The sequence below is a fragment of the Actinomycetospora aeridis genome, assembly GCF_037400275.1.
In the GTDB taxonomy this organism is placed as follows: Bacteria; Actinomycetota; Actinomycetes; order Mycobacteriales; family Pseudonocardiaceae; genus Actinomycetospora; species Actinomycetospora aeridis.
Map to the genome: position 1 here is coordinate 30,254 of NZ_JBBEGL010000008.1, position 19,928 is coordinate 50,181.

The 19,928-nt window shown below is 73.1% G+C and carries 20 protein-coding genes; 5 read left to right on the plus strand and 15 right to left on the minus strand.

Features of this window, described 5'->3' with window-relative positions:
- The first annotated feature begins 37 nt into the window (after positions 1-37).
- Positions 38-829, plus strand: coding sequence for an SDR family NAD(P)-dependent oxidoreductase (locus WCD41_RS24990; RefSeq protein ID WP_337717614.1), 792 nt, complete (start codon positions 38-40; stop codon positions 827-829).
- On the opposite strand, the gene WCD41_RS24995 is transcribed toward WCD41_RS24990, so the two are convergent.
- The 6 genes from WCD41_RS24995 to WCD41_RS25020 form a co-directional block, all read right to left on the minus strand.
- The gene (locus tag WCD41_RS24995; RefSeq protein ID WP_337717616.1) at positions 826-1,161 is read right to left on the minus strand and encodes a thioesterase family protein; all 336 of its coding nucleotides are present in this window, start codon (positions 1,159-1,161) and stop codon (positions 826-828) included. The genes WCD41_RS24990 and WCD41_RS24995 overlap by 4 nt on opposite strands.
- Positions 1,158-2,495 (minus strand): MFS transporter, encoded by a 1,338-nt coding sequence (locus WCD41_RS25000; RefSeq protein WP_337717618.1) that lies wholly within the window; start codon positions 2,493-2,495, stop codon positions 1,158-1,160. The genes WCD41_RS24995 and WCD41_RS25000 overlap by 4 nt, the downstream gene beginning before the upstream one ends.
- Before the next feature lie 34 nt (positions 2,496-2,529).
- Complete coding sequence (locus tag WCD41_RS25005) at positions 2,530-4,182, minus strand: GMC family oxidoreductase (protein ID WP_337717619.1); 1,653 nt, start codon at positions 4,180-4,182, stop codon at positions 2,530-2,532.
- A 7-nt stretch (positions 4,183-4,189) separates the two neighbouring features.
- Positions 4,190-4,837, minus strand: a complete 648-nt coding sequence (locus WCD41_RS25010) for a gluconate 2-dehydrogenase subunit 3 family protein (RefSeq protein WP_337717621.1) — start codon at positions 4,835-4,837, stop codon at positions 4,190-4,192.
- An 89-nt stretch (positions 4,838-4,926) separates the two neighbouring features.
- Positions 4,927-6,324 (minus strand): phenylacetate--CoA ligase family protein, encoded by a 1,398-nt coding sequence (locus tag WCD41_RS25015; protein ID WP_337717623.1) that lies wholly within the window; start codon positions 6,322-6,324, stop codon positions 4,927-4,929.
- Positions 6,324-8,066 (minus strand): 2-hydroxyacyl-CoA lyase, encoded by a 1,743-nt coding sequence (locus tag WCD41_RS25020; RefSeq protein ID WP_337717625.1) that lies wholly within the window; start codon positions 8,064-8,066, stop codon positions 6,324-6,326. Before WCD41_RS25020 ends, WCD41_RS25015 begins: the two co-directional genes overlap by 1 nt.
- Positions 8,067-8,328: 262 nt before the next feature.
- Here WCD41_RS25020 and WCD41_RS25025 point away from each other — a divergent pair, with 262 nt between their 5' ends.
- Complete coding sequence (locus WCD41_RS25025) at positions 8,329-9,006, plus strand: GntR family transcriptional regulator (RefSeq protein WP_337717628.1); 678 nt, start codon at positions 8,329-8,331, stop codon at positions 9,004-9,006.
- Between the two features lie 38 nt (positions 9,007-9,044).
- On the opposite strand, the gene WCD41_RS25030 is transcribed toward WCD41_RS25025, so the two are convergent.
- The 6 genes from WCD41_RS25030 to WCD41_RS25055 all read right to left on the minus strand — a co-directional run bounded on the left by WCD41_RS25030 (position 9,045) and on the right by WCD41_RS25055 (position 14,615).
- Positions 9,045-9,560, minus strand: a complete 516-nt coding sequence (locus WCD41_RS25030; protein WP_373695189.1) for a gamma carbonic anhydrase family protein — start codon at positions 9,558-9,560, stop codon at positions 9,045-9,047.
- A gap of 26 nt (positions 9,561-9,586) precedes the next feature.
- Positions 9,587-10,855 (minus strand): deoxyguanosinetriphosphate triphosphohydrolase, encoded by a 1,269-nt coding sequence (locus WCD41_RS25035; RefSeq protein ID WP_337717633.1) that lies wholly within the window; start codon positions 10,853-10,855, stop codon positions 9,587-9,589.
- A 7-nt stretch (positions 10,856-10,862) separates the two neighbouring features.
- Positions 10,863-11,537 carry a YdcF family protein gene (locus WCD41_RS25040; protein ID WP_337717636.1) on the minus strand — a complete coding sequence of 225 codons (675 nt, stop codon included), beginning with the start codon at positions 11,535-11,537 and terminating at the stop codon, positions 10,863-10,865.
- A complete protein-coding gene (locus tag WCD41_RS25045; RefSeq protein WP_337717638.1) occupies positions 11,534-12,529 on the minus strand; it encodes an XdhC family protein in 996 nt (331 codons plus the stop codon). The genes WCD41_RS25040 and WCD41_RS25045 overlap by 4 nt, the downstream gene beginning before the upstream one ends.
- 230 nt (positions 12,530-12,759) lie before the next feature.
- Positions 12,760-14,187 carry a glycine--tRNA ligase gene (locus tag WCD41_RS25050; protein ID WP_337717640.1) on the minus strand — a complete coding sequence of 476 codons (1,428 nt, stop codon included), beginning with the start codon at positions 14,185-14,187 and terminating at the stop codon, positions 12,760-12,762.
- Positions 14,188-14,282: 95 nt separating this feature from the next.
- Complete coding sequence (locus WCD41_RS25055; protein ID WP_337717642.1) at positions 14,283-14,615, minus strand: antibiotic biosynthesis monooxygenase family protein; 333 nt, start codon at positions 14,613-14,615, stop codon at positions 14,283-14,285.
- Between the two features lie 163 nt (positions 14,616-14,778).
- Between WCD41_RS25055 and WCD41_RS25060 the strand changes: the two genes are divergently transcribed.
- The 3 genes from WCD41_RS25060 to WCD41_RS25070 are packed head-to-tail and all read left to right on the plus strand — an operon-like array spanning position 14,779 to position 15,823.
- Positions 14,779-15,024 carry a DUF6703 family protein gene (locus WCD41_RS25060; protein ID WP_337717643.1) on the plus strand — a complete coding sequence of 82 codons (246 nt, stop codon included), beginning with the start codon at positions 14,779-14,781 and terminating at the stop codon, positions 15,022-15,024.
- Positions 15,021-15,404 (plus strand): ArsR/SmtB family transcription factor, encoded by a 384-nt coding sequence (locus WCD41_RS25065; protein WP_337717645.1) that lies wholly within the window; start codon positions 15,021-15,023, stop codon positions 15,402-15,404. The genes WCD41_RS25060 and WCD41_RS25065 overlap by 4 nt, the downstream gene beginning before the upstream one ends.
- On the plus strand, positions 15,401-15,823 hold the full coding sequence (locus WCD41_RS25070) for a Fur family transcriptional regulator (RefSeq protein WP_337717647.1): 423 nt from the start codon (positions 15,401-15,403) through the stop codon (positions 15,821-15,823). Before WCD41_RS25065 ends, WCD41_RS25070 begins: the two co-directional genes overlap by 4 nt.
- A 165-nt stretch (positions 15,824-15,988) precedes the next feature.
- Here WCD41_RS25070 and WCD41_RS25075 read toward each other — a convergent pair whose 3' ends face one another.
- From WCD41_RS25075 to WCD41_RS25085, 3 genes are all read right to left on the minus strand, one after another.
- The gene (locus WCD41_RS25075) at positions 15,989-17,917 is read right to left on the minus strand and encodes a BCCT family transporter (protein WP_373695190.1); all 1,929 of its coding nucleotides are present in this window, start codon (positions 17,915-17,917) and stop codon (positions 15,989-15,991) included.
- 132 nt (positions 17,918-18,049) lie between these two features.
- Positions 18,050-18,796 carry a TIGR03943 family putative permease subunit gene (locus WCD41_RS25080; protein ID WP_337717653.1) on the minus strand — a complete coding sequence of 249 codons (747 nt, stop codon included), beginning with the start codon at positions 18,794-18,796 and terminating at the stop codon, positions 18,050-18,052.
- Positions 18,793-19,809 carry a permease gene (locus WCD41_RS25085; protein ID WP_373695191.1) on the minus strand — a complete coding sequence of 339 codons (1,017 nt, stop codon included), beginning with the start codon at positions 19,807-19,809 and terminating at the stop codon, positions 18,793-18,795. Before WCD41_RS25085 ends, WCD41_RS25080 begins: the two co-directional genes overlap by 4 nt.
- Positions 19,810-19,928 lie beyond the last annotated feature (119 nt).

A 19,928-nucleotide genomic window follows, 5' to 3' on the forward strand; every position in this document is an offset into this window, starting at 1 on the left:
CCCACCCGGAACGTCCGCGATCTCCGAGGAGTGCGCCATGCAGCTCGACCTGTCCGGACGGACCGCGCTGGTCACCGGCTCGACCGGGGGCATCGGGCGAGCCATCGCCGCCGACCTCGCCCGTGCCGGCGCGCGCGTGGTGGTCAACGGGCGGACGGCGCCGCGGGTGGACACCGCGGTGACGGAGCTGCGCGACGAGACCGGCGGCGAGGTCGTCGGGGTGGTCGCGGACGTGGCCACGGCCGAGGGGGCCGGGGAGGTCGCCGCGCGGGAGCCGCACGTCGACGTGCTGGTCAACAACCTGGGCATCTTCGGCCCGCAGCCCGCCCTGGAGATCTCCGACGACGACTGGCGGCGGTACTTCGAGGTCAACGTCCTCGCCGCGACGCGCCTGATCCGCACCTACCTGCCGGGCATGACCGCCCGCGGCTGGGGCCGGGTGCTCGACATCGCCAGCGACTCCGCCGTCGTCATCCCGGCCGAGATGATCCACTACGGGATGTCGAAGACGGCCCTGCTCGCCGTGTCCCGCGGGTTCGCCAAGGAGGCCGCGGGCACCGGCGTCACGGTCAACTCCGTGATCGCCGGCCCCACGCACACCGGCGGCGTCGAAGGGTTCGTCCGCGAGCTCGTCGGCGACGACCTGCCCTGGGACGAGGCCCAGCGCAAGTTCATGATCTCCTATCGGCCGCAGTCGCTGCTGCAGCGCCTCATCGAGCCCGAGGAGATCGCCCACCTCGTGACCTACCTCGCCTCGCCGCTGGCCTCGGCGACCACCGGCGCGGCCGTGCGCGTCGACGGCGGGTACGTCGACTCGATCGTCCCTTAGCCGAACGCGGCGCGCTCCACCACGACCCGGTCGATCTCGCCGTCGGCGACGTAGTGGCCGTCGCCGTCGATCGCGCTGACGTCGAAGGTGAGCCGGTCGCCCTCGGTGGTCAGCGTCGCGTAGACGTCGATCGTGCCGCCGACCGGCGTGGGCCGGCGGTGCCGGACCCGGATCGCGGCACCGACCGTCGTCTGCCCGTCGGCGAGACGGGGCGCGGCCTCCACCACCGTGGCCGCCTCGAGCCAGGCGATCAGCCGGGGCGTGCCCAGCACGGGGACGTCGCCGCTGCCCAGGGCGCTCGCGGTGTCGTCGTCGGTGACCTCGTACCTCATCGCGGCGATGGTAGGTCCTGTCCGGGGGTGCGCGCGGTGCCGACGCGGTCGTCGACGGATCGCGGGACCAGCAGCACGAGCAGCCCGCCGACGAGCAGCACCGCGCCGAAGGGGTAGAGGCTCGACGCGGCCGAGCCGGTGAGGTCGGAGAGCCAGCCGACGAGCGAGGTCGCGACGGCGCCGCCGATGTTGCCGATCGAGTTGACCAGCGCGATGCCGGCGGCGGCCCCGGCGCCGGAGAGCAGCGCGGAGGGGATGCTCCAGAACGCCGCCTGGGCCGTGGACACGCCCGCCGCCACCAGCACCATGGCGCCGACCGCCAGAGCCGTGTTCTGCAGGAAGACCGCCGTCAGCACGAGTCCGAGGGCGGTGACGAGACACGGGATCACCGTGTGCCAGCGCCGCTCGCCCGTGCGGTCGCCGTGCGCCGACCACGCGACCATGGCCACCACCGCGACGACGTAGGGCACGGCCGTGAGCAGCCCGATCGTCAGGGTGTCGTCGACGCCGGAGTTCTTGATGATCGTCGGCAGCCAGAAGCTGACGAGGTAGATGCCCAGCGCGATCGTGAAGTAGATGCCGCAGAGCAGCCACACCCGGCCGCTGAGCATCGCGGCGCGGACGCTGCCGTGACCGCCCTCGCGGGTGGCCTCCTCCGCGGCGAGGTCCCGGTGGACCACGGCCTTCTCCTCCGCCGTGAGCCACCGGGCGTCGTCGACCGTGTTGTCGAGGTAGCGCAGCACCAGCAGGCCGAGCACCAGCGACGGGACGGCCTCGATCAGGAACATCCACTGCCAGCCGCCGAGGCCGCCGACCTCGTCGAGCGCCGAGAGGATCCAGCCCGAGAGCGGGCCGCCGACGATCGTGGCGGCGGGGATGGCGGCGAGGAAGATCGCAGTCACCCGGCCGCGGCGGTGGGCGGGGAACCAGTAGGTCAGGTAGAGCAGGATGCCGGGGATGAAGCCGGCCTCGGCGACGCCGAGCAGGAACCGCAGGACGTAGAACATCGTCGCCGAACTGGTGAACGCCATGGCGCCCGAGATCAGCGCCCACGTCACCATGATCCGGGCGATCCACCATTTCGCCCCGACCTTGTGCAGCAGCAGGTTGCTCGGCACCTCGAACACGATGTAGCCGACGAAGAAGATGCCGGCGCCGATGCCGTAGACGGTGTCGGAGAACGCGAGGTCGTCCTGCAGCTGCAGTTTCGCGAACCCGACGTTCACGCGGTCCAGGTAGGCCGCGGCGTAGCAGACGAACAGGAACGGGACGAGCCGTCGCGTGATCTTCTGGTAGACGCGGTCGACCCCCGCTCCGGGGGAAGTCGATGTCATCTCGTGAACTCCTGTGACTCCCCCCGGAGACGGATCAGATCGTCGGGGCGTCGGCGTTGCTGGGCGTCGTCCTCTGCGCGGTGATGTGGTCGAAGTTGCGCAGGATGTACTCACCGGTGCGCTGCGAGAGCGCACCGATCGTCGAGGTCGGGTTGACCGCGGCGCCCGTGGTGAGCGTGCTGCCGTCGACGACGAACAGGTTCGGCACGTCCCAGGTCTGGCACCACTTGTTGAGCACCGAGTCGCCGGGGTTGTTGCCCATGCGGCAGGTGCCCATGAGGTGCCAGCCCGGCGGCGGGTAGAGGACACCGGTGTCGTTGGTCTCGGTCGCCCCGACGGCCCGCGTGGCCTCGAAGATCTTCTCGATGCCGTAGTGCGCGAGCGCGACGTCGTTGTCGTGCAGCGCGTACTCGACGTGCGCGGCCGGCAGCCCCGAGGAGTCCGTGACGTGCGGGTCGAGCGTGACGCGGTTCGACTCCACCGGCAGGTCCTCGCCGAACATGAAGACCATGAGGTGGTTGGCGAAGTGGCCGTCGAAGAACTCGCGGTGCTTCTCGCCCCACGGCGCCGTGTAGCCGGTGTGCGTCCCCATGGCGGCGTAGGCGGGCCCGAAACTGCGCGCGACCTGCATGCCGAAACCGTTGACGAATCCCCGGCTGACGTCGGTGTGGTAGAACTCGTGCGAATAGAGGGGCGCGCCGAACGAGCCCTTGAAGCCCTCGATGGGCTCGTCGAACCACGAGTCGCAGAACGCGAAGACGTGGTGCATCAGGTACTTGCCGACGATGCCGTTGGAATTGGCCAGCCCGTCCGGGTGGCCCTTCTGCGCGCTCTGCAGCAGCAGGCGCGGCGACCCGATGCCGTTGGCCGCCAGCACGACGATCTTGGCGCGGATCTCGTGCCGTTCCCCCGTGACGCGGTCGAGGTAGGTGGCGCCGGTGGCCTTGCCGCCGTCGGCGTTGATCGTCTCGACGCGGGCGTTGGTGCGCAGGTCGGCGCCGGCCCGGATCGCGTAGGGCCAGTGCGCGTTCGCCGGCGTCGAGAGCGAGCCCGTCGGGCTGCCCGAGAGCTCGTTGCCCATCGCCTGGTCGGCCTCGCGGTTCTCCCGCGGGACGGTGATCACCGCGTTGTCCGACGGCCACCAGTGCCAGCCCAGGTCACGCGACGCCTTCGCGTACTTCAGGCCCAGCTTGCCGGGCAGCACCTCGGGGTCACGGACGGCCTGCTTGCGATCCGGGTAGGACGGGTCGCCGATGCGCCCGGAGATGCCGTAGATCTCGTCGTTCTCGTCGTAGAAGGGCGCGAGGTCCTCGTAGGAGATCGGCCAGTCGATCGTCCCCTCGAGGCCGTGCTCGGTGCCCTTGCGGAAGTCGACCGGCTTGTAGCGCGGCCAGTGGCCCGCGTAGTGCACGGTCGAGCCGCCCACGTTGTTCATCATGTACGGCGTCGTGGTGCCGGTGACCGGATAGTCCTCGGGCAGCTGGCGGACGTTCGGGTCGTAGGCCCACCCACGCTGCTTCTCGAGCTCCCACTCGTCGTGGTAGTGCGGGTGGTCGGTCGGCTTGACCCAGGGCCCCTGCTCCAGACAGGTCACCTTGACGCCCTGCTTGGCGAGCTTCAGCGCGATCCCGGCGCCACCGGGCCCCGCGCCGATGACCAGGACGTCGGTCTCCTCGTATGCGGCCATGATCGCCTCACTTCGTCCAGGACAGCTGGGAGAGGTCGACGCGCACGACCTCGTCGGTCTCGAGATAGGAGCCGTTCTCCTGCGCCTGCGTCAGCAGCTCCTCGTCCCACGGCTCGGTGGTCTGCAGGTAGCCGTAGGGCAGCGGCGGGCCGTGGTAGTCGCGTCCGGCGGGGAGGTTGCGGTTGATCGCGAGCGTCACGGTCGGGCGCGAGTAGTAGCCGTAGTAGACGAGCGCGCGCAGCTGCTCGAACAGCGGGTCCTCGGCGTTCTCGAGGGCGGCGATCGCGCTCGTCCTGTCCGCCGCCGAGCCGTCCACGAACCCCTGACCCAGCCGGTCGAGACCGGCCTTGAACTCGTCCTCGGTGGCGAACGGGAAGTGCTTGTTCCGGTAGCCGCTCGGGGTGATGTAGCGGCCCGCGAACGTCACGAGGTCCTGCTCGCTCGCCGTCGGCCAGTCCGGGTGCGGCGGGATGATCGTGTCGGCCGCGGCGTTGATCACCGCCGCCTGCGCGTCGCTGAAGCGCACGGGGTCCTGTAGGCCGCCGAGGCGCGGACGACCGGACTCGAAGAAGCCTCCGGCCTCCCCCGGTGTCGCCGTCGTCTCCGGGGCGCCGAACGGTGCGGGCTTCTCTCCCAGCGCCTGACTGTCGTTCACGAGGTACTCCCCTCTTCCTTGAAGGTGGGTCCGTGTGGGTGACGTGAGCGAAATTCGGGGCTATAGCCCCGAATTTCGCTCACATGGGCTCAGCGCTTCGTGTGCTCGCGCTCGTCGACGACGCGGCGCGACTTGTGCTCCGCGCGCTCGAGGGTGTGGGCGTCGACGGACTCGAAGGTCACGCGGACGCCCAGGAAGGACTGCAGGCCCGAGCCGGTGCGCTGCTCGAAGTCCTCGCGCTGGCCCTCGGGGTGGGTCGTCTCGGCGCGGACGATCATCTCGTCCATGACGCCGGTGCGACGCACGATGATCTGGTGCTCGCCGCCGTACCCGTCGACGCCGCGCAGGTAGTTGTCCACCTCGGTGGGGTACACGTTCTCGCCCCGGATGTGGATCATGTCGTCGATCCGCCCGTAGACACCCTGCGGCAGCTTCGGGTACGTGCGCCCGCAGGGGTTGTCCTCCATGACCCAGCGGGTCAGGTCGTTGGACGCCAGCCGGATCATCGGCTGCGACGTGCGCTCGAGGTGCGTGTAGACCGGCGTGCCCTCGGAGCCGTACGGCACGGTCCGGAACGTGTCCGGGTCGCAGACCTCGTGCCAGACGATGTCCTGCCAGAGCAGCATGCCGTCGGGCGTGCCCGCCGTCGCCGACGCCGACATGAACGGCGTCATCTCGGCCATCGTCCCGCAGTCGATCACCGTGGCGCCGAACGCCTCCTCGATCGCCGAGCGCACCTTGGGCACCGACGCGCCGGGCTCGCCCGAGAAGAACATGACCTTCAGGCCGAACTCCTTCGGGTCGATCCCCTCCTGCTCGGCGACCTCGGCCAGGCGCAGCGCGTAGGACGGCGTCGCGTAGAAGGCCGTCGGCTTGAGGCGGGCCAGCCAGTTCACGGCGCGGGAGGTCATGCCCTGCGCGCCGGCCCCGAACGGGAGCACCCGGCAGTGCAGCCGCTCCGCCCCGGCCATCGCGCCCCACGAGCCGAGGTAGAGCGAGAACAGGGCCGCGACGAACACGGTGTCGCCGGGGCGCACACCCATCCCCCAGAGGATGCGGGCGTGGTTGTCGGCGATGACCTCCCAGTCGCGCCGACCGATGCCGAACGCGGTGGGCTGGCCGGTGGTGCCCGAGGTGCCGTGGATGTGGTGCACGTCGGTCGGCTCGATGCAGAGGTAGTCGCCGAACGGTGGGTGATCGGCCTGCGCCTGGCGCATCTCGGCCTTGGTCACCACCGGGACCTGCTCGAACGCCTCCCACGACGTGATGTCGGCGGGCTTGCAGTCCACCGCGTCCCACTTGTTCCTGTAGAACGACGAGTTCGCGTACGCGTACTCCATCACCTCGCGCAGGCGCGGGAGAACGGCGGCGTTGCGTTCCTCGGGATCCATGGTCTCCCGGTGCGGGAACCAGTACGGCGACCCCGGATCCGGCAGGTAGCTCTGGTCGTAGCGGGTCGGGAACGCCCACTCCTCCATCTGCGCCATCAGACCTTCCTCCGCTCGATCTCCGCGTCGTTCCAGGGCGTGAGGGCCTGGTAGTCGGGCACGAAGCCCAGGCCCTTGTCGGCGTCGGGGGACGGCGCGTCGCGGCTGGTGACGACGTCGACGACGGCCGGCGCGTTCTCGAGGGCGCGCCGGATCGCGTCCGGCAGGTCGGCGGGATCGGTGACCCGCTCGCCGTGCGCACCGAGGCTGCGTCCCAGCGCCGCGTAATCGGAGAACGCCAGCTCCGTGCCGACGACCAGCCCGTAGTTCTCCTGCTGGTCGTAGCGCTCGATGTTCCAGGCGGCGTTGTTCGAGACGATCACGACGACCTTCGCGCCGTGCCGCACCGCGGTGTCGATGTCGGTCGCCGAGATGCCGAAGGCGCCGTCACCGGTGACCGTGACGACCGGGCGCTCCGGGTGGGCCAGGGCCGCGGCGATCGCGAACGGGGTGCCGACGCCGAGGCAGCCGAAGGCCCCCGGGTCGAGGTAGCGCGCGCAGCGGGTGATGCCGAGGCGGGCGAACGAGAGCAGGTCGCCACCGTCGGCCACCATGATCGTCTCGCCGAGGTCGAGGCTGTCCGTGCCGTCGAGCGCGTCGAGCGCGGCGAAGATGCGGTTGGGGTGCATGAGCCCGTCGGAGCCCGCGGGCGCCTCGGCCATCGCCGTCCTGTACTCCGAGCTGCGCTTCTCGTGCTTGGCGCGCAGCTCGTCACGCCAGGACGTGTCCGGGGCGTGTCCGTCGAGGGCGGTGGCGAGCGCCGCCAGGGCGCCTGCCGGATCCGCGAGGATCTCGACCTCGCCGCGCCGGTTGTCGATCAGCTCGCTCGCGGTGTCGGCGATCCGCACCACGGTCGCGTTGCGGAAGACCGCGGGCGATCCGAAGCCCAGCTGGTAGTCGAGCTGACGCCCGACGGTGATCAGCAGGTCGCAGTCGCGCATGACGGCCGAGCGCGCCGAGCCGACCCCCGCGGGGTGCTCGGCAGGCACGAGGCCGCGCGACTCCTGGGTGTCGAGGTACGCCGCGCCGCTGGCGTCGAGGAAGCGCACCAGCTCGCGGCCGTCCGTGACGCGGGCGCCGCGACCGGAGATGACCGCCGGCTTCTGCGCGTTCCGGACGAGCTCGGCGACCGCCGCGACGTCGTCGGGGTGTGGTTGCGGGCGGCGGCGGGGCTTGGCGCGCAGGTGCTCGTCGGTGACGAGCGCGGGCGGGACCTCCTGGCGCAGCACGTCGGTGGGGATCTCGACGTAGACGGGGCCCGGCTCGCCGCGATCGCCGGACGCCCGGGCCCAGGCCTCGTCGAGCTCGCGCAGCACCTGGTCGTGCTGGCGCAGCGTGCGGGACAGCCGCGTGACGGGCGCGAGGATCTCGGTGTGCGGGATGTCCTGGAGCGGGCCCATGTTCGCCTGTGGCCGGGGCGGGCAGCCGCCGAACACCAGCAGCGGGACGCGGCTGATGGAGGCGTTGGCGACGGCGGTGACGGTGTTGGTGACGCCGGGGCCCGCGGTCACGAGCGCGACCGCGGTCTCGCCGGTGAGCTCGGAGTGGGCGTGGGCCATGTGCACGGCCGAGCCCTCGTCGCGGACGTCGACGATCGCGACCCCGAGCCGGGCCAGCTGGTCCCAGACCGGCTGGATGTGCCCGCCCTGCAGACCGAACACCCGGCGCACGCCGTGGTCGCGGAAGAACCGCGCGACCAGGTCGGCGACGACGACCGGACCCCTCGTTCCACCCTCCGCCATCCGTCCCTCTCCTCCTCGAGTGATCCGGGTACGGACCGGTCGTGTGAAACCGAGGACCGGGGGCACTCCTCGATTGCCTCCGGTGATGCACGCCACGTGATCCGGCCCACGCCCACCGTGACGCATTCTGAATTCAGAAGTCAAGAGTTGGCTCGGAAGTCGCTCCCCGACAGGCGCTAGGCTGGGCGGTCGACGCCCCTGCCGCCGGATCTCCGAGGAGGCCCTCCGTGCCGCTCGCGGAGCCGCTCCGGGAGTGCCGGCCGTGACCGCGCTGCCGACCCCTCCGTCCCGCACGGAGCAGGTGTTCGACGCGATCGTCGACGACATCTGCACCGGCCGGCTGACGCCGGGCACCCCACTGCGCCAGGAGCACCTGGCCGAACGCTTCAACGTGTCCCGCCAGCCCGTGCAGCAGGCGCTGCTGCTGCTGCGCAACCAGGGCCTCGTGCGCGAGTTCGGCCGGCGCGGCCTCGAGGTGGCCCCGCTCGACCGGGAGTTCGTCAGCCACCTCTACGACCTGCGCGAGCTGCTCGACGGCTACGCCGCCCGGCTCGCCGCCGAGCGCCGCACGGAGGCCTGGCTCGAGGAGATCTCCGAGGTGGTGCGGCTGGGTGAGCAGGCGTTCGCCGACCGCGCGTTCGCCCGGATGATCTCGGCGGACGTCGAGTTCCACCGCGGCGTCGTCGAGGCCTCGGGCAACCCGCTGCTCGTCGAGAGCACCGCGGTGATGTGGCGCAACGTCCAGCGCGTCATGGGCGAGGTCCTGCTCCAGGGCGGCTCGCCGGCCTGGGTGTGGGAGGACCACGCCGCGATCCTCGACGCCATCGTCCGCGGCGACGCCGCCCACGCCGAGGAGCTCGCCCGCCGCCACGCGGCGCACGGCGAGCAGCTCATCCTCGACGCGATGGGCAGCGACGACGCGCAGGCCGCCGACGCGTAGACCCCGGCTCACCCGGCCGGGGTGGCGGGGCGGCGCCGTCAGCTCGTGGCGGCGCGGTGGACCTCGAGCAGGTGGCGGTAGGTCGCGGCGCTCAGCGCGATCATGTTCTGCTCGTCGTCGGTGACCTCGCGGCGGACCTTGCCCGGCACGCCCGCGACCAGCGACCCGGCCGGGACCGTCACGCCCTGGGAGACCACCGCGCCCGCGGCGACCACCGACCCGCGCCCGATCGTCGCCCCGTTCATGATCACCGAGCCCATCCCGACGAGGCAGTCGTCCTCGACGGTGCAGCCGTGCACCACCGCGCGGTGGCCGACGGTGACGTTGTTGCCGATCGAGGCCGGGAAGCCGGGGTCGGCGTGGACGACCGTGCCGTCCTGGATGCTCGTCCCCTCCCCCACCGTCACGCTCGCCGTGTCGGCACGCACGACCGCCGTGTACCAGACACCCGTGCCGTCCCCGATCGTCACGCGGCCCGCGACGACGGCGCCCGGCGCGACCCATGCGCCCTCGGCGATCTCCGGCGTGTGGCCGTCGACGGTGATCAGCTGCACGGGTGGCTCCTCTCGGTCGGGACGTCTCATGATCGTGCGGGGCTCGCCTGCGCGCGCAGGCGGGCACACCACCGCTCGGCGCCGGCGTCGGTGAGCACCGCGACCTGGTCGACGACCACCCGGAGGCGGCCCGCGTCGTCGGCGGCCTCCTCCCAGGCGGGGACGAACGCGGGGTCGAGGGCGGCCGGCGCGGCCGCGGCGAGGCGCCCGACGAGCTCGGTGACCAGGTCGCGCTGGTGGGCCTGCACGGCGAGCCGCGCCGGGTCGCTCATGACCCAGCGCAGCGCGGCGGCCTTCAGCACGGCCACCTCGGCCCCCACGCCCGCGGGCACGACGAGGTCGGCGCCGTGGCCGGCGGGGACGACGGCGTCGCCGAGCGCCGCCCGGGTGGCCTCGACGGTGCTGGTGACGAAGCGTCCGACGAGCTCGCTGGTCAGCCGCTTGAGGGCGGCGGTCGCGGCGAGCGAGCCGTCGTGGGGTCCGTGGGCGGCGGCCGCGCGGACCGCCGGCAGCTCGGCGAGCACCCCGGCCGCGGCCTCGAGCTCGGCGCGCGGGGCGGCGGAGAAGGCGTCGGCCGCGAGCTCGGCGAGGGCGGCGCGCTCGGTGGGCCGGCCGAGCCAGGCCAGCACGATGCGCCCGGCGAGGATGCCGTCCTCGAGGTCGTGCACGGAGTACGCGACGTCGTCGGCCCAGTCCATGATCTGCGCCTCGACGCAGCGCCGGTCGGCGGGCGCGCCCTCGCGGACCCAACGGAACACCGGGAGGTCGTCGGCGTAGACGCCGAACTTGCGCACCCCCGGGCGGTGCTCCCACGGGTACTTCAGGCAGGCGTCGAGGACCGCGCGCGTCAGGTTGAGCCCGCGGCAGCGCTCGTCGTCGAGCACCTTGGGCTCGAGCCGCGTGAGGATCCGCAGGGTCTGGGCGTTGCCCTCGAAACCGCCGCAGTCGCCCGCCACCGCGTGCAGGGCCCGCTCGCCGTTGTGGCCGAACGGGGGGTGGCCGATGTCGTGGGCCAGCCCCGCGGTGTCGACGACGTCGGGATCGGCGCCGAGGTCCTCGGCCATGCCGCGGCCGATCTGCGCGACCTCGAGCGAGTGGGTCAGGCGCGTCCGCGGCACGCCGGTGACCGCGGCGTCCTCGTCGGGGCCGACGACCTGGGTCTTCCCGGCGAGGCGGCGCAGGGCCGCGGAGTGCAGCACCCGGCCGCGGTCGCGGGCGAACGGCGAGCGCAGGTCGCGGCCCGGCTTGGGGGCCTCGTCGAACAGCCGCGCGGCGCGGTGGCCGTCCGTGCTCACCGGGGCCTCAGCCGAGCCCGGGGTCGGAGAAGTCCGCCGAGCCGTGGGTGAGGTGGTAATAGATCAGCGCGCCGGTCTCGCGGACGATGTAGCGGAACTGGGTCTCGCGGGTCTGCACCACCGGGCCGCGCTTGGTCGGCGACGTCGTCGCGTCGAGGCCGACGTCGTCGGCCATCGTGCGGGAGCGCAGCGAGTGCCACGGGTCGCTGACCAGCACCGCCGAGGACCACCCGCGCTGCTCGGCGACCGCCGCGACGGCCTCGAAGCTCTCGTAGGTGTCGCGTCCCTCGTCGACCGGCAGCAGCGCCTGACCGGGGACACCGTTCTCGACGAGCCACTGCTCGCCGGCCTGGGCCTCGGTGAACGCGTCGCCGTCCGCGGCCCCGCCGACCGTCACGATGCGCGGGGCGACGCCCTCCTCGTAGAGCTCGAGGGCATGCTGCAGGCGCGCGCGGAACACCGGCGAGGGCTCACCGTCGTACTGGGCGGCGCCCAGCACGACGATCATGTCGACCGGCTGGCGCTCGTCGACCCGACCCAGCTGCCACACCCGGATCGCCGTGCCGCCGACGAGCAGGAGCGCGACGACGATCGCGCCGACCACGACCCGCGGCGCCCACGCCAGCGCCGCGCGGGCGGTGCCTCCTCCGGTGGCCGGCGTCGCTTCCCGCGTCCGGCTCATGCGCCGATCGGTCCCGCCGCGCGGCCCAGGGCCGAGGGGTCGCGCCCGCTGCGGACGGCGAGGACCTCGCCGACGATCGACACGGCCGTCTCCGCGGGCGTGCGGGCCCCGAGATCGAGGCCCACCGGGCCGTGGATGCGCGCCAGCTGGTGCTCGGTGACGCCGGCGGCGAGCAGGCGCTCGCGGCGGGCGGCCTGGGTGCGGCGCGAGCCGAGGGCCCCGAGGAAGCCGCGGCCCTCCAGCCCGGTCCGGAGGATCGCGTCGAACGCGGGGTCGTGGTCGAGCAGCACGAGGACGTCGGCGTCGGTGAACGCGGCGACGGCGGCGTCGGCCTCGGCGACCGTGTCGGCGCGGCGGGACGCCCAGCCCAGCACCCCGGCCTGCGCGGCCAGCGCGTCGGCGATCGCCCCGCCGCCGACCACCGTGATCGTCGGCACCGGGACCCAGAGGTCGACCAGCAGGTCCGCGCCCTCGAGCGTCGTGCGGTCGGTGGCCGTCGCGCCCCGGCGCAGCAAGCTCCGGACGTGCGCGAGCCCGGCCTCGTCGAGCGTCGCGTCACCCAGCGTGCCCACCGGGGCGTCGAGCTCGCCGCCCGTGACCGCGAGCGACGCCGACCCGTCGGCGCGGGAGATCAACGCCGCCGGCGTGCCGGCGGCGAACGCCTCGCCGAGCGCCCGTGCCGGCGCGGCGTCGAGGGGGTGGCCCAGCAGCGTCGCCCCGCCCGCGCAGGCGAGCCCGGCGGCGACCGCGGCGTCCTCGGCGACGTGGGCGTCCACGGTCGCGGGGTGGTCGCGCGCGTCCTTCGCCAGCGCCGTCGCGCGGTCGTCGAGCGCGCCGCGGAGCAGGTCGCCCCCGAGAGTCCCGTCGGCGCCGGCGACGAGGAGCTGCCCGGGCTCGACGGTGCCGAACCCGTGCCGGTCGAGCACCCGTACCACGACCCGCGCCCCGTCCCCGCGCGCCAGGACCGCCGCCACGTCCGTCAGGTCGCTCACGCCCACCAGGGTAGGCGAGCCCCCCGACCCGCCCTGCTCGCCGGGCCCGGGCAGGCCGTGGTGCGCGCCGGGTTGCGCGCCGGGTTGGCAGCGAACGCGCTGTTCGCTGCTACTAGGCGCCGGAAGTCCGCGTTCGCGAACGGCTCCGCAGTGCTCGGCGTTCGCGAACGCGGACTTTGCGCGCCTAGAAGCAGCGAGATACCCGTTCGTTGCGGAACAGGCAGGCGAGCTCAGCAGCCGATCAGGCGGCCGGCGAGGTAGGACTCGAGCTGGTCGAGGGCCACGCGCTCCTGGGTCATGGCGTCGCGGTGCCGGACGGTGACCGCCTGGTCGTTCAGCGAGTCGAAGTCGACGGTCACGCAGAACGGGGTGCCGATCTCGTCCTGTCGGCGGTAGCGGCGGCCGATCGCGCCGGCGTCGTCGAACTCGACGTTCCAGTGCTTGCGCAGCGTGGCCGCGACGTCGCGGGCGACCGGGGACAGGTCGGCGTTGCGCGAGAGCGGGAGCACCGCCGCCTTCACCGGCGCCAGGCGCGGGTCGAGGCGCAGCACGGTGCGCTTGTCGACGCCGCCCTTGGCGTTGGGGGCCTCGTCCTCGGTGTAGGCCTCGAGCAGGAACGCCATCATCGGGCGGCCGACGCCCGCAGCGGGCTCGATGACGTAGGGCCGGTAGCGGGAGTCGGTGCCCTGGTCGTAGTAGGACAGGTCGACGCCGCTGTGGTTCGTGTGCGTCGTGAGGTCGAAGTCGGTGCGGTTCGCGATGCCCTCGAGCTCGCCCCACTCCTGGCCGGCGTTGAACTGGAACTTGTACTCCACGTCCACCGTGCGCTTGGAGTAGTGGGAGAGCTTCTCCTTGGGGTGCTCGTAGTGCCGCAGGTTCTCCGGGTCGATGCCGAGGTCGGTGTACCAGCGGGTGCGCTCGTCGATCCAGTACTGGTGCCACTGCTCGTCGGAGCCCGGCTCGACGAAGAACTCCATCTCCATCTGCTCGAACTCGCGCGTGCGGAAGATGAAGTTGCCCGGGGTGATCTCGTTGCGGAAGCTCTTGCCGATCTGGCCGATGCCGAACGGCGGCTTCTTGCGCGCCGCGGACATGACGTTGGCGAAGTTCACGAAGATGCCCTGCGCGGTCTCGGGGCGCAGGTAGTGCAGCCCTTCCTCGGACTCGACCGGGCCGAGGTAGGTCTTCAGCATCATGTTGAACTCGCGCGGCGCGGTGTACTCGCCGCGCACGCCGCAGTTCGGGCACGGCACCGTCGCGAGCTCGTAGCCGACCTTGCCCTCGGCGTCGACGGTCTCGAGCGACGGGCCGCCGGTGCGCTCCGAGAAGTCCTCCGCGAGCTGGTCGGCGCGGAAGCGGCGGTGGCAGTTGGTGCACTCCACCAGCGGGTCGGTGAACACGTCGACGTGGCCCGACGCGACCCACACCTGGCGGGGCAGGATGACGCTGGAGTCGAGGCCGACGACGTCCTCGCGGCCGGTGACCATCGACTTCCACCACTGCCGCTTGATGTTGTCCTTGAGCTCGACGCCGAGGGGGCCGTAGTCCCAGGCCGAGCGGGTACCGCCGTAGATCTCACCGGACGGGAAGACGAAGCCGCGGCGCTTGCACAGGTTGACCACGGTCTCGATACGGGCGCTGCCGGTGGGGGTGGGCACGGTGGTACTCCGGGAAATCGCAGGGGATCGCGCGTCGTGCGGGTGCACCCAGCGTAGCGAGCGGGCCCGCGGCGCCCGGCGACCGGAGGTTCTGGTCAGCGGTCGGTGAGCAGGCTCGGGTGCTCGGTGACGCCGTCGGGTCCGGCGACGAGGGCGCGCTCGTGGGCGGCGGGCTCGTCGGTGAGGGCCTCGGAGAGCAGCGGCACCACGTGCTCGCGCACGTCGAAGGGCTGCAGCGCCCGGCGGTAGGCGGTCACGGTGGCGAAGCGGGCGACGAGCACCCAGCGTCCCGGTTCCTCGATCGCGCGGCCGAGGTCGACGCCCTCGCAGCCCGGCTGGGCGGCCAGTAGCCCGACCGCGCGCCGCGCGCGCTCCAGGAAGCGCTCGGCGTCCGCCGGGGCCGGCGCGAATCGACAGACGAGCAGCATCCGGGCGTCCTCCCCCGTGCATCGACAACGGATACCATTATCGGGAGATGTCGTCCCGGGCCGCAGCCCGGTGCGACGGGGAGCCGACGGCCGGGAGGCAGCCGTGAACGGTGGCGGACCGGGGCGGGCGCGGACACCGTTCCCAGGACGGCGCGGCCGGGCGGTGCCCGGCGACGGGCCGCTGGCGCGCGTCCCGGCGGTGGCGGTGTTCGCCGTGGTGGTCGTGGTCTTCGCCGCCGGGGTGATCGTCGGCGGTCCGGTCGGCGCCGTCCTGCTCGGCCTGCTCGCCGTCGGGGTGGCCGGGCTGCTCGCCGCGACGTGGCCGCGCCTGGGCACCGGCGAGCGGATGCTGCGCGTGCTCGTCCTCGTGGTGCTCGTCGCCATCGCCGTCGGGCTGGTCCTGCGATGAGCGCGCCGCAGGTCGGGAGGACCACGATCGCGGGCCCCGAGCACCTCCACGCCGGCGCCCCGACCGGGCTCCCCGTCCCCGGTCCCGAGACGCCCGGCTCTGCGTCGCTGGTCGCGGCGGGCGACCTGCTGCGCGCGCTCGCCGCGCCGGTGCGGATCGCGATCGTGCTGCAGCTGCGCAGCTCGCCGCGCTGCGTCCACGAGCTCGTCGACGCCCTCGAGGTCACCCAGCCGCTGATCAGCCAGCACCTGCGCGTCCTCAAGGCCGCCGGGGTGGTGCGCGGTGACCGACGGGGTCGCGAGGTCGTCTACCGCCTGGTGGACGATCACCTCGCGCACATCGTCGTCGACGCGGTCGCGCACGTGGAGGAGGAGTCGTGACGGCATCCGGCTCGCGGACGCCCTCGGTGCCCGGGCTGCGCGCGACCAAGCAGCGGGCCGCGATCGCCGGACTCCTCGACGAGCTCTCCGACTTCCGCTCCGCCCAGGAGATCCACGAGGAGCTGCGACGCCGCGGCGAGGGCATCGGGCTGACCACCGTGTACCGGACGCTGCAGGCGCTCGCCGACGCGGACGAGATCGACGTGCTGCGCACCGGCACCGGCGAGGCCTCGTACCGGCGCTGCTCGGAGCACCACCATCACCACCTGGTCTGCCGTGTCTGCGGGAAGACCGTCGAGGTCGAGGGCCCCGCCGTCGAGCACTGGGCCGACCGCGTCGCCGCCCAGCACGGCTTCGCCGAGATCTCCCACACCGTGGAGATCCTCGGCGTCTGCGCCGCCTGCCGCGCCGCCGGCTGAGCGCGCCCCGTCCGGAGCGAGGGCGTCCCTCGCTGCGTCCGGAGCACTCCGGGAGTCCCTCGCTCCACACCCCGTGCCGCGCAGCGACACACCACGAGCCGGGCCCCGACACGCCACGAGCCGGGCCCCCGCGCGGGGACCCGGCTCGCGGCTCGGTGGTGCTGACTACTCGCGGTCCGCCGACGGCCGCCCGGCGGCCTCGGCCCTCGCGCCAGGGCCGGTGTCGACGACCTCCGTGCCGCCCGGGTCGTCGTCCTTCGGCACCGCCCGTGCCTGAGCCCGTGCCTCCTCCGGGTCCGACGGCACGACCGGGGTCTCCCCCGTCGAGAACGGGTCCTGCACGCCGTAGACCTCGGCGTACGTCGGGCCCGTCGCATCCCCCGTCCGCTGCCGGGGGCTCGTGGTCGGGAACGCCTGCACGCGCAGGTAGAAGTCCTCGCCGTGCTTGTCGGTGCCGTGGTCGATCGCCTGCTCCATGACCTCGAGGCTCTTGCGCTCGCGCAGGATCACGGGGTCGTGGTTGAGGTCGCGCATGAAGGCGACGCAGAGGAACACCATGATCACGACGAACGGGGCCGCGACCAGGATCGTGAGGCTCTGCAGACCGGACAGCGCGTCCTCGCCGCCGACGAGCAGCATGATGATCGCGACGGCGCCCATGGTGGAGCCCCAGAAGATCACGACCCACCGGGACGGCTCGTCGGTGCCGCGCTGCGAGAGCGTGCCGGTGACGATCGACGCGGCGTCGGCGCCGGACACGAAGAAGATCGCGACCAGGACCATGACGAGCAGCCCGGTGAAGGTCGCCCAGGGGTAGGCCTGGAGCACGGCGAACAGCTGCGTCTCGGTGTCCGCCGCCGCCGGGTTGAGCCCCGCCTGCTGCTGACTGATCGCCGTGCCGCCGAAGATCGAGAACCAGACGAGGCTCACGAGGCTCGGCACGAGGATGACGCCGCCGACGAACTGGCGGATCGTGCGCCCCCGGCTGATCTTCGCCAGGAACATGCCGACGAACGGCGTCCAGGAGATCCACCACGCCCAGTAGAAGACCGTCCACGAGCTCAGCCAGGTCAGCATCGCCTCGCCGCCGGTGGCCTCGGTGCGTCCGACCATCTCGGCGAAGTCGCCGAAGTACGCGCCGAGGGCGGTGGGCAGGAGGTCGAGGATGATCACCGTCGGGCCGACGACGAACAGGAAGAACGCCAGCACGCCGGCGAGCACCATGTTGATGTTCGACAGCCACTGGATGCCCTTGGCGACGCCGGAGACGGCCGAGAGCACGAACGCCGCGGTGAGCACGATGATCAGCGGGACCAGGACCTCGTTGCCCGCGCCGGGCAGGAAGCCGGTGGCGTCGAGGCCGCCGCCGATCTGCAGGGCCCCGAGGCCCAGCGAGGCCGCGGAGCCGAAGATCGTCGCGAAGATCGCGATGATGTCGATGATCCGGCCGATGGTGCCGTTGGCCGCGCGCTCCCCGATGAGCGGGATGAACGCGGAGCTGATCAGCTGACGACGGCCCTTGCGGAAGGTCGAGTACGCGATGGCCAGGCCGACCACGGCGTAGATCGCCCAGGGGTGCAGCGTCCAGTGGAAGAGCGAGGTGGCCATCGCCGTGCGCAGCGCCTCCACCTGGTCACCCGGGGGCGCGGAGCCGGGCGGCGGCTCGGTGAAGAACGACAGCGGCTCGGCGACGCCGTAGAACATCAGCCCGATGCCCATGCCGGCGCTGAACATCATGGCGATCCACGAGACCGTCTTGAACTCGGGCTGCTCGTCGTCGCGGCCCAGACGGATCTTCCCGAAGCGGCTGAACGCGAGCCACAGCGCGAAGACCACGAAGCCCGTCGCGGCGAGGATGAAGCCCCAGCCGCCACCGCGGATCAGGCCGCTGAGCATGGCGCTCGACGCGGAGCTCAGGCTGTCGGTGCCGATGATGCCCCAGAGCAGGAAGAGCACGGCGAGCGCCGCACCGATCCCGAAGACCACCCAGTCGGTGCCCTGCTTCCGATCGGCCGCGCTCGTCGCCGGTACGTCCGGCTCGCCCCCCGACGATCCGGCCGGTTGGCCCGGCGGTGATGAGAGATCTTGTGTCATGGCGAGTCGCGCCTCCCAGGCTCTCGAGAGACGCCCCTCCTCTCCGGGTCGTCAGCGGACGCCGAGTGTACGTCTGGTTGCAGCGAGTTCATCCCGCTTTCGGACCTTTGCTGTCGCATCGCCGTGTTCGGGTCAGTATTCGTACACCGGGTCGGGTGTGGCAACCGGCGACCATGATGTGACCGACAGTGTCGGGACATGACCGTCGTCCGGGGTGCCCGTCCCGGCCACGACCCGTCCACGCACCGCCACCCAGCGGTCGTCGCCGGACCCGCCGGTGGCCGCCTCGCCGAGCGCCCCGCGGGGGTCGGCGAGATGGACCCGCACGGTCGAGGCGTCGGCCGCGCAGCACGTGATCACGAGCCGCGCCAGGTCGACGGCGCCGGCCCCCGTGGGTGCGCCACGCGCCGGCACGAGGAAGCCCGTGACGGTGACGTCGCGGGTCGTGAGCGGACCGGACGGGTCGGCGGCGGTGCGGGAGACGACGTCGAGCAGCCCCAGCGCCGGCGCGTCCCCGGCGGGCAGCGGGTCGTCGGCAACCGCGCTCACCGGGGCCGCGCGGGCGCCGACCCCGTCCACGGCCGCCGATCCCAACGCCGGGGGCACCACGAGCAGCAGCGCGAGCACCGGCAGCACGAGCATCCACGCGGACGGCCCGGCCCCGTGGTCGAGGTGGTCGTGCCCCGCGCCGGCGGGCGCCCGCCCCCGCAGGTCACGCACCATCCCCACCACCGCCACCGTGACGAGCACGACGCCGGCGAGGAGCACGGGCGTCGCCGACCAGGGCTTCACGTAGCGCAGGTAGGACCCGTCGACGACGATCTTGACGAGCACCCCGCCGACGAGGACGAGCAGGACGTGCTGGGTGTCGCGGCTCATCGCGGGCCCCCGAACACCAGCAGCCCGGCCGCGACCGCGCACGTCACCGCGACCACGAAGGTCAGCGGGGCGAAGCGCACCGCGAACGCGCGCCCGAACGCACCGGCCTGCAGCGCGACGAGCTTGACGTCGACCGCCGGCCCGACCACCAGGAACACCAGGCGCGGCAGCAACGGCAGCGCCGAGAGCGACGCGGCGACGAAGGCGTCGGCCTCGCTGCACAGGGCGAGCACCACCGCGAGCACCGCCATCACCGCGCAGGCGAGGACGACCCGGCCCGCCAGCCCGTCGAGCCACGCCGACGGCACCACGACGGTCACCACGGAGGCCGCGAGCGCGCCGAGCACGAGGAAGCCCCCGGCCTCGACCACGTCGTGGCGCGCCGTCTCGGCGAACACCGCCCACCGCGGCGTGCCGTCGTCCGGTGGCGGTCGGCGCACGCGCGCCGCGATCCACTCCGCGCGCCCGTACCGGACCCACAACCAGCCGACGCCGAGCGCGGTGGCCGCCGAGCCGAGGAACCGGGCGCCGACCATCTCCGGGTGGTCCGGGAAGGCGACGGCCGTGGCCACGAGCACCACCGGGTTGATCGCCGGCGCGGCGAGCAGGAACGCGAGTGCCGCGGCCTCGGGGACACCCTGCGCCGTCAGCCGCCGGGCCACGGGCACCGACGCGCACTCGCAGCCCGGCAGCACCATCCCCGCGGCACCGGCGACCGGCACCGCGAGGGCGGGCCGGGCCGGCAGGACGCGGCGCAGCACCGCGGGCGAGACCCACGCCGCGATCGCCCCCGAGAGCACCGTTCCCAGGACGAGGAACGGCAGCGCCTGCACGCACACCGCGACGAACACCGTCGCCGCCGTCCGGACGACGCCGACGTCGAGCAGGCGCACCAGCGGCCCCTGCAGCGCCGTCGCCACCAGCAGCGCCCCGCACAGCACGACCAGCGACACCGACCCGTGGCGGGTCCGGGACGCCGGCCGGGGCGTGGTGCGCGGCGGCGGGGAGCTCACGGATCGTGATGCTCCCAGCCGGCCGCGCGGACGCCGAGGACCCGTCGCGGACCCTGTGGAGGCGAACGGAGCATGGGGACGGCGACGGGAGCAGCGCCTCCCGACGCGCCCGCCGCCCG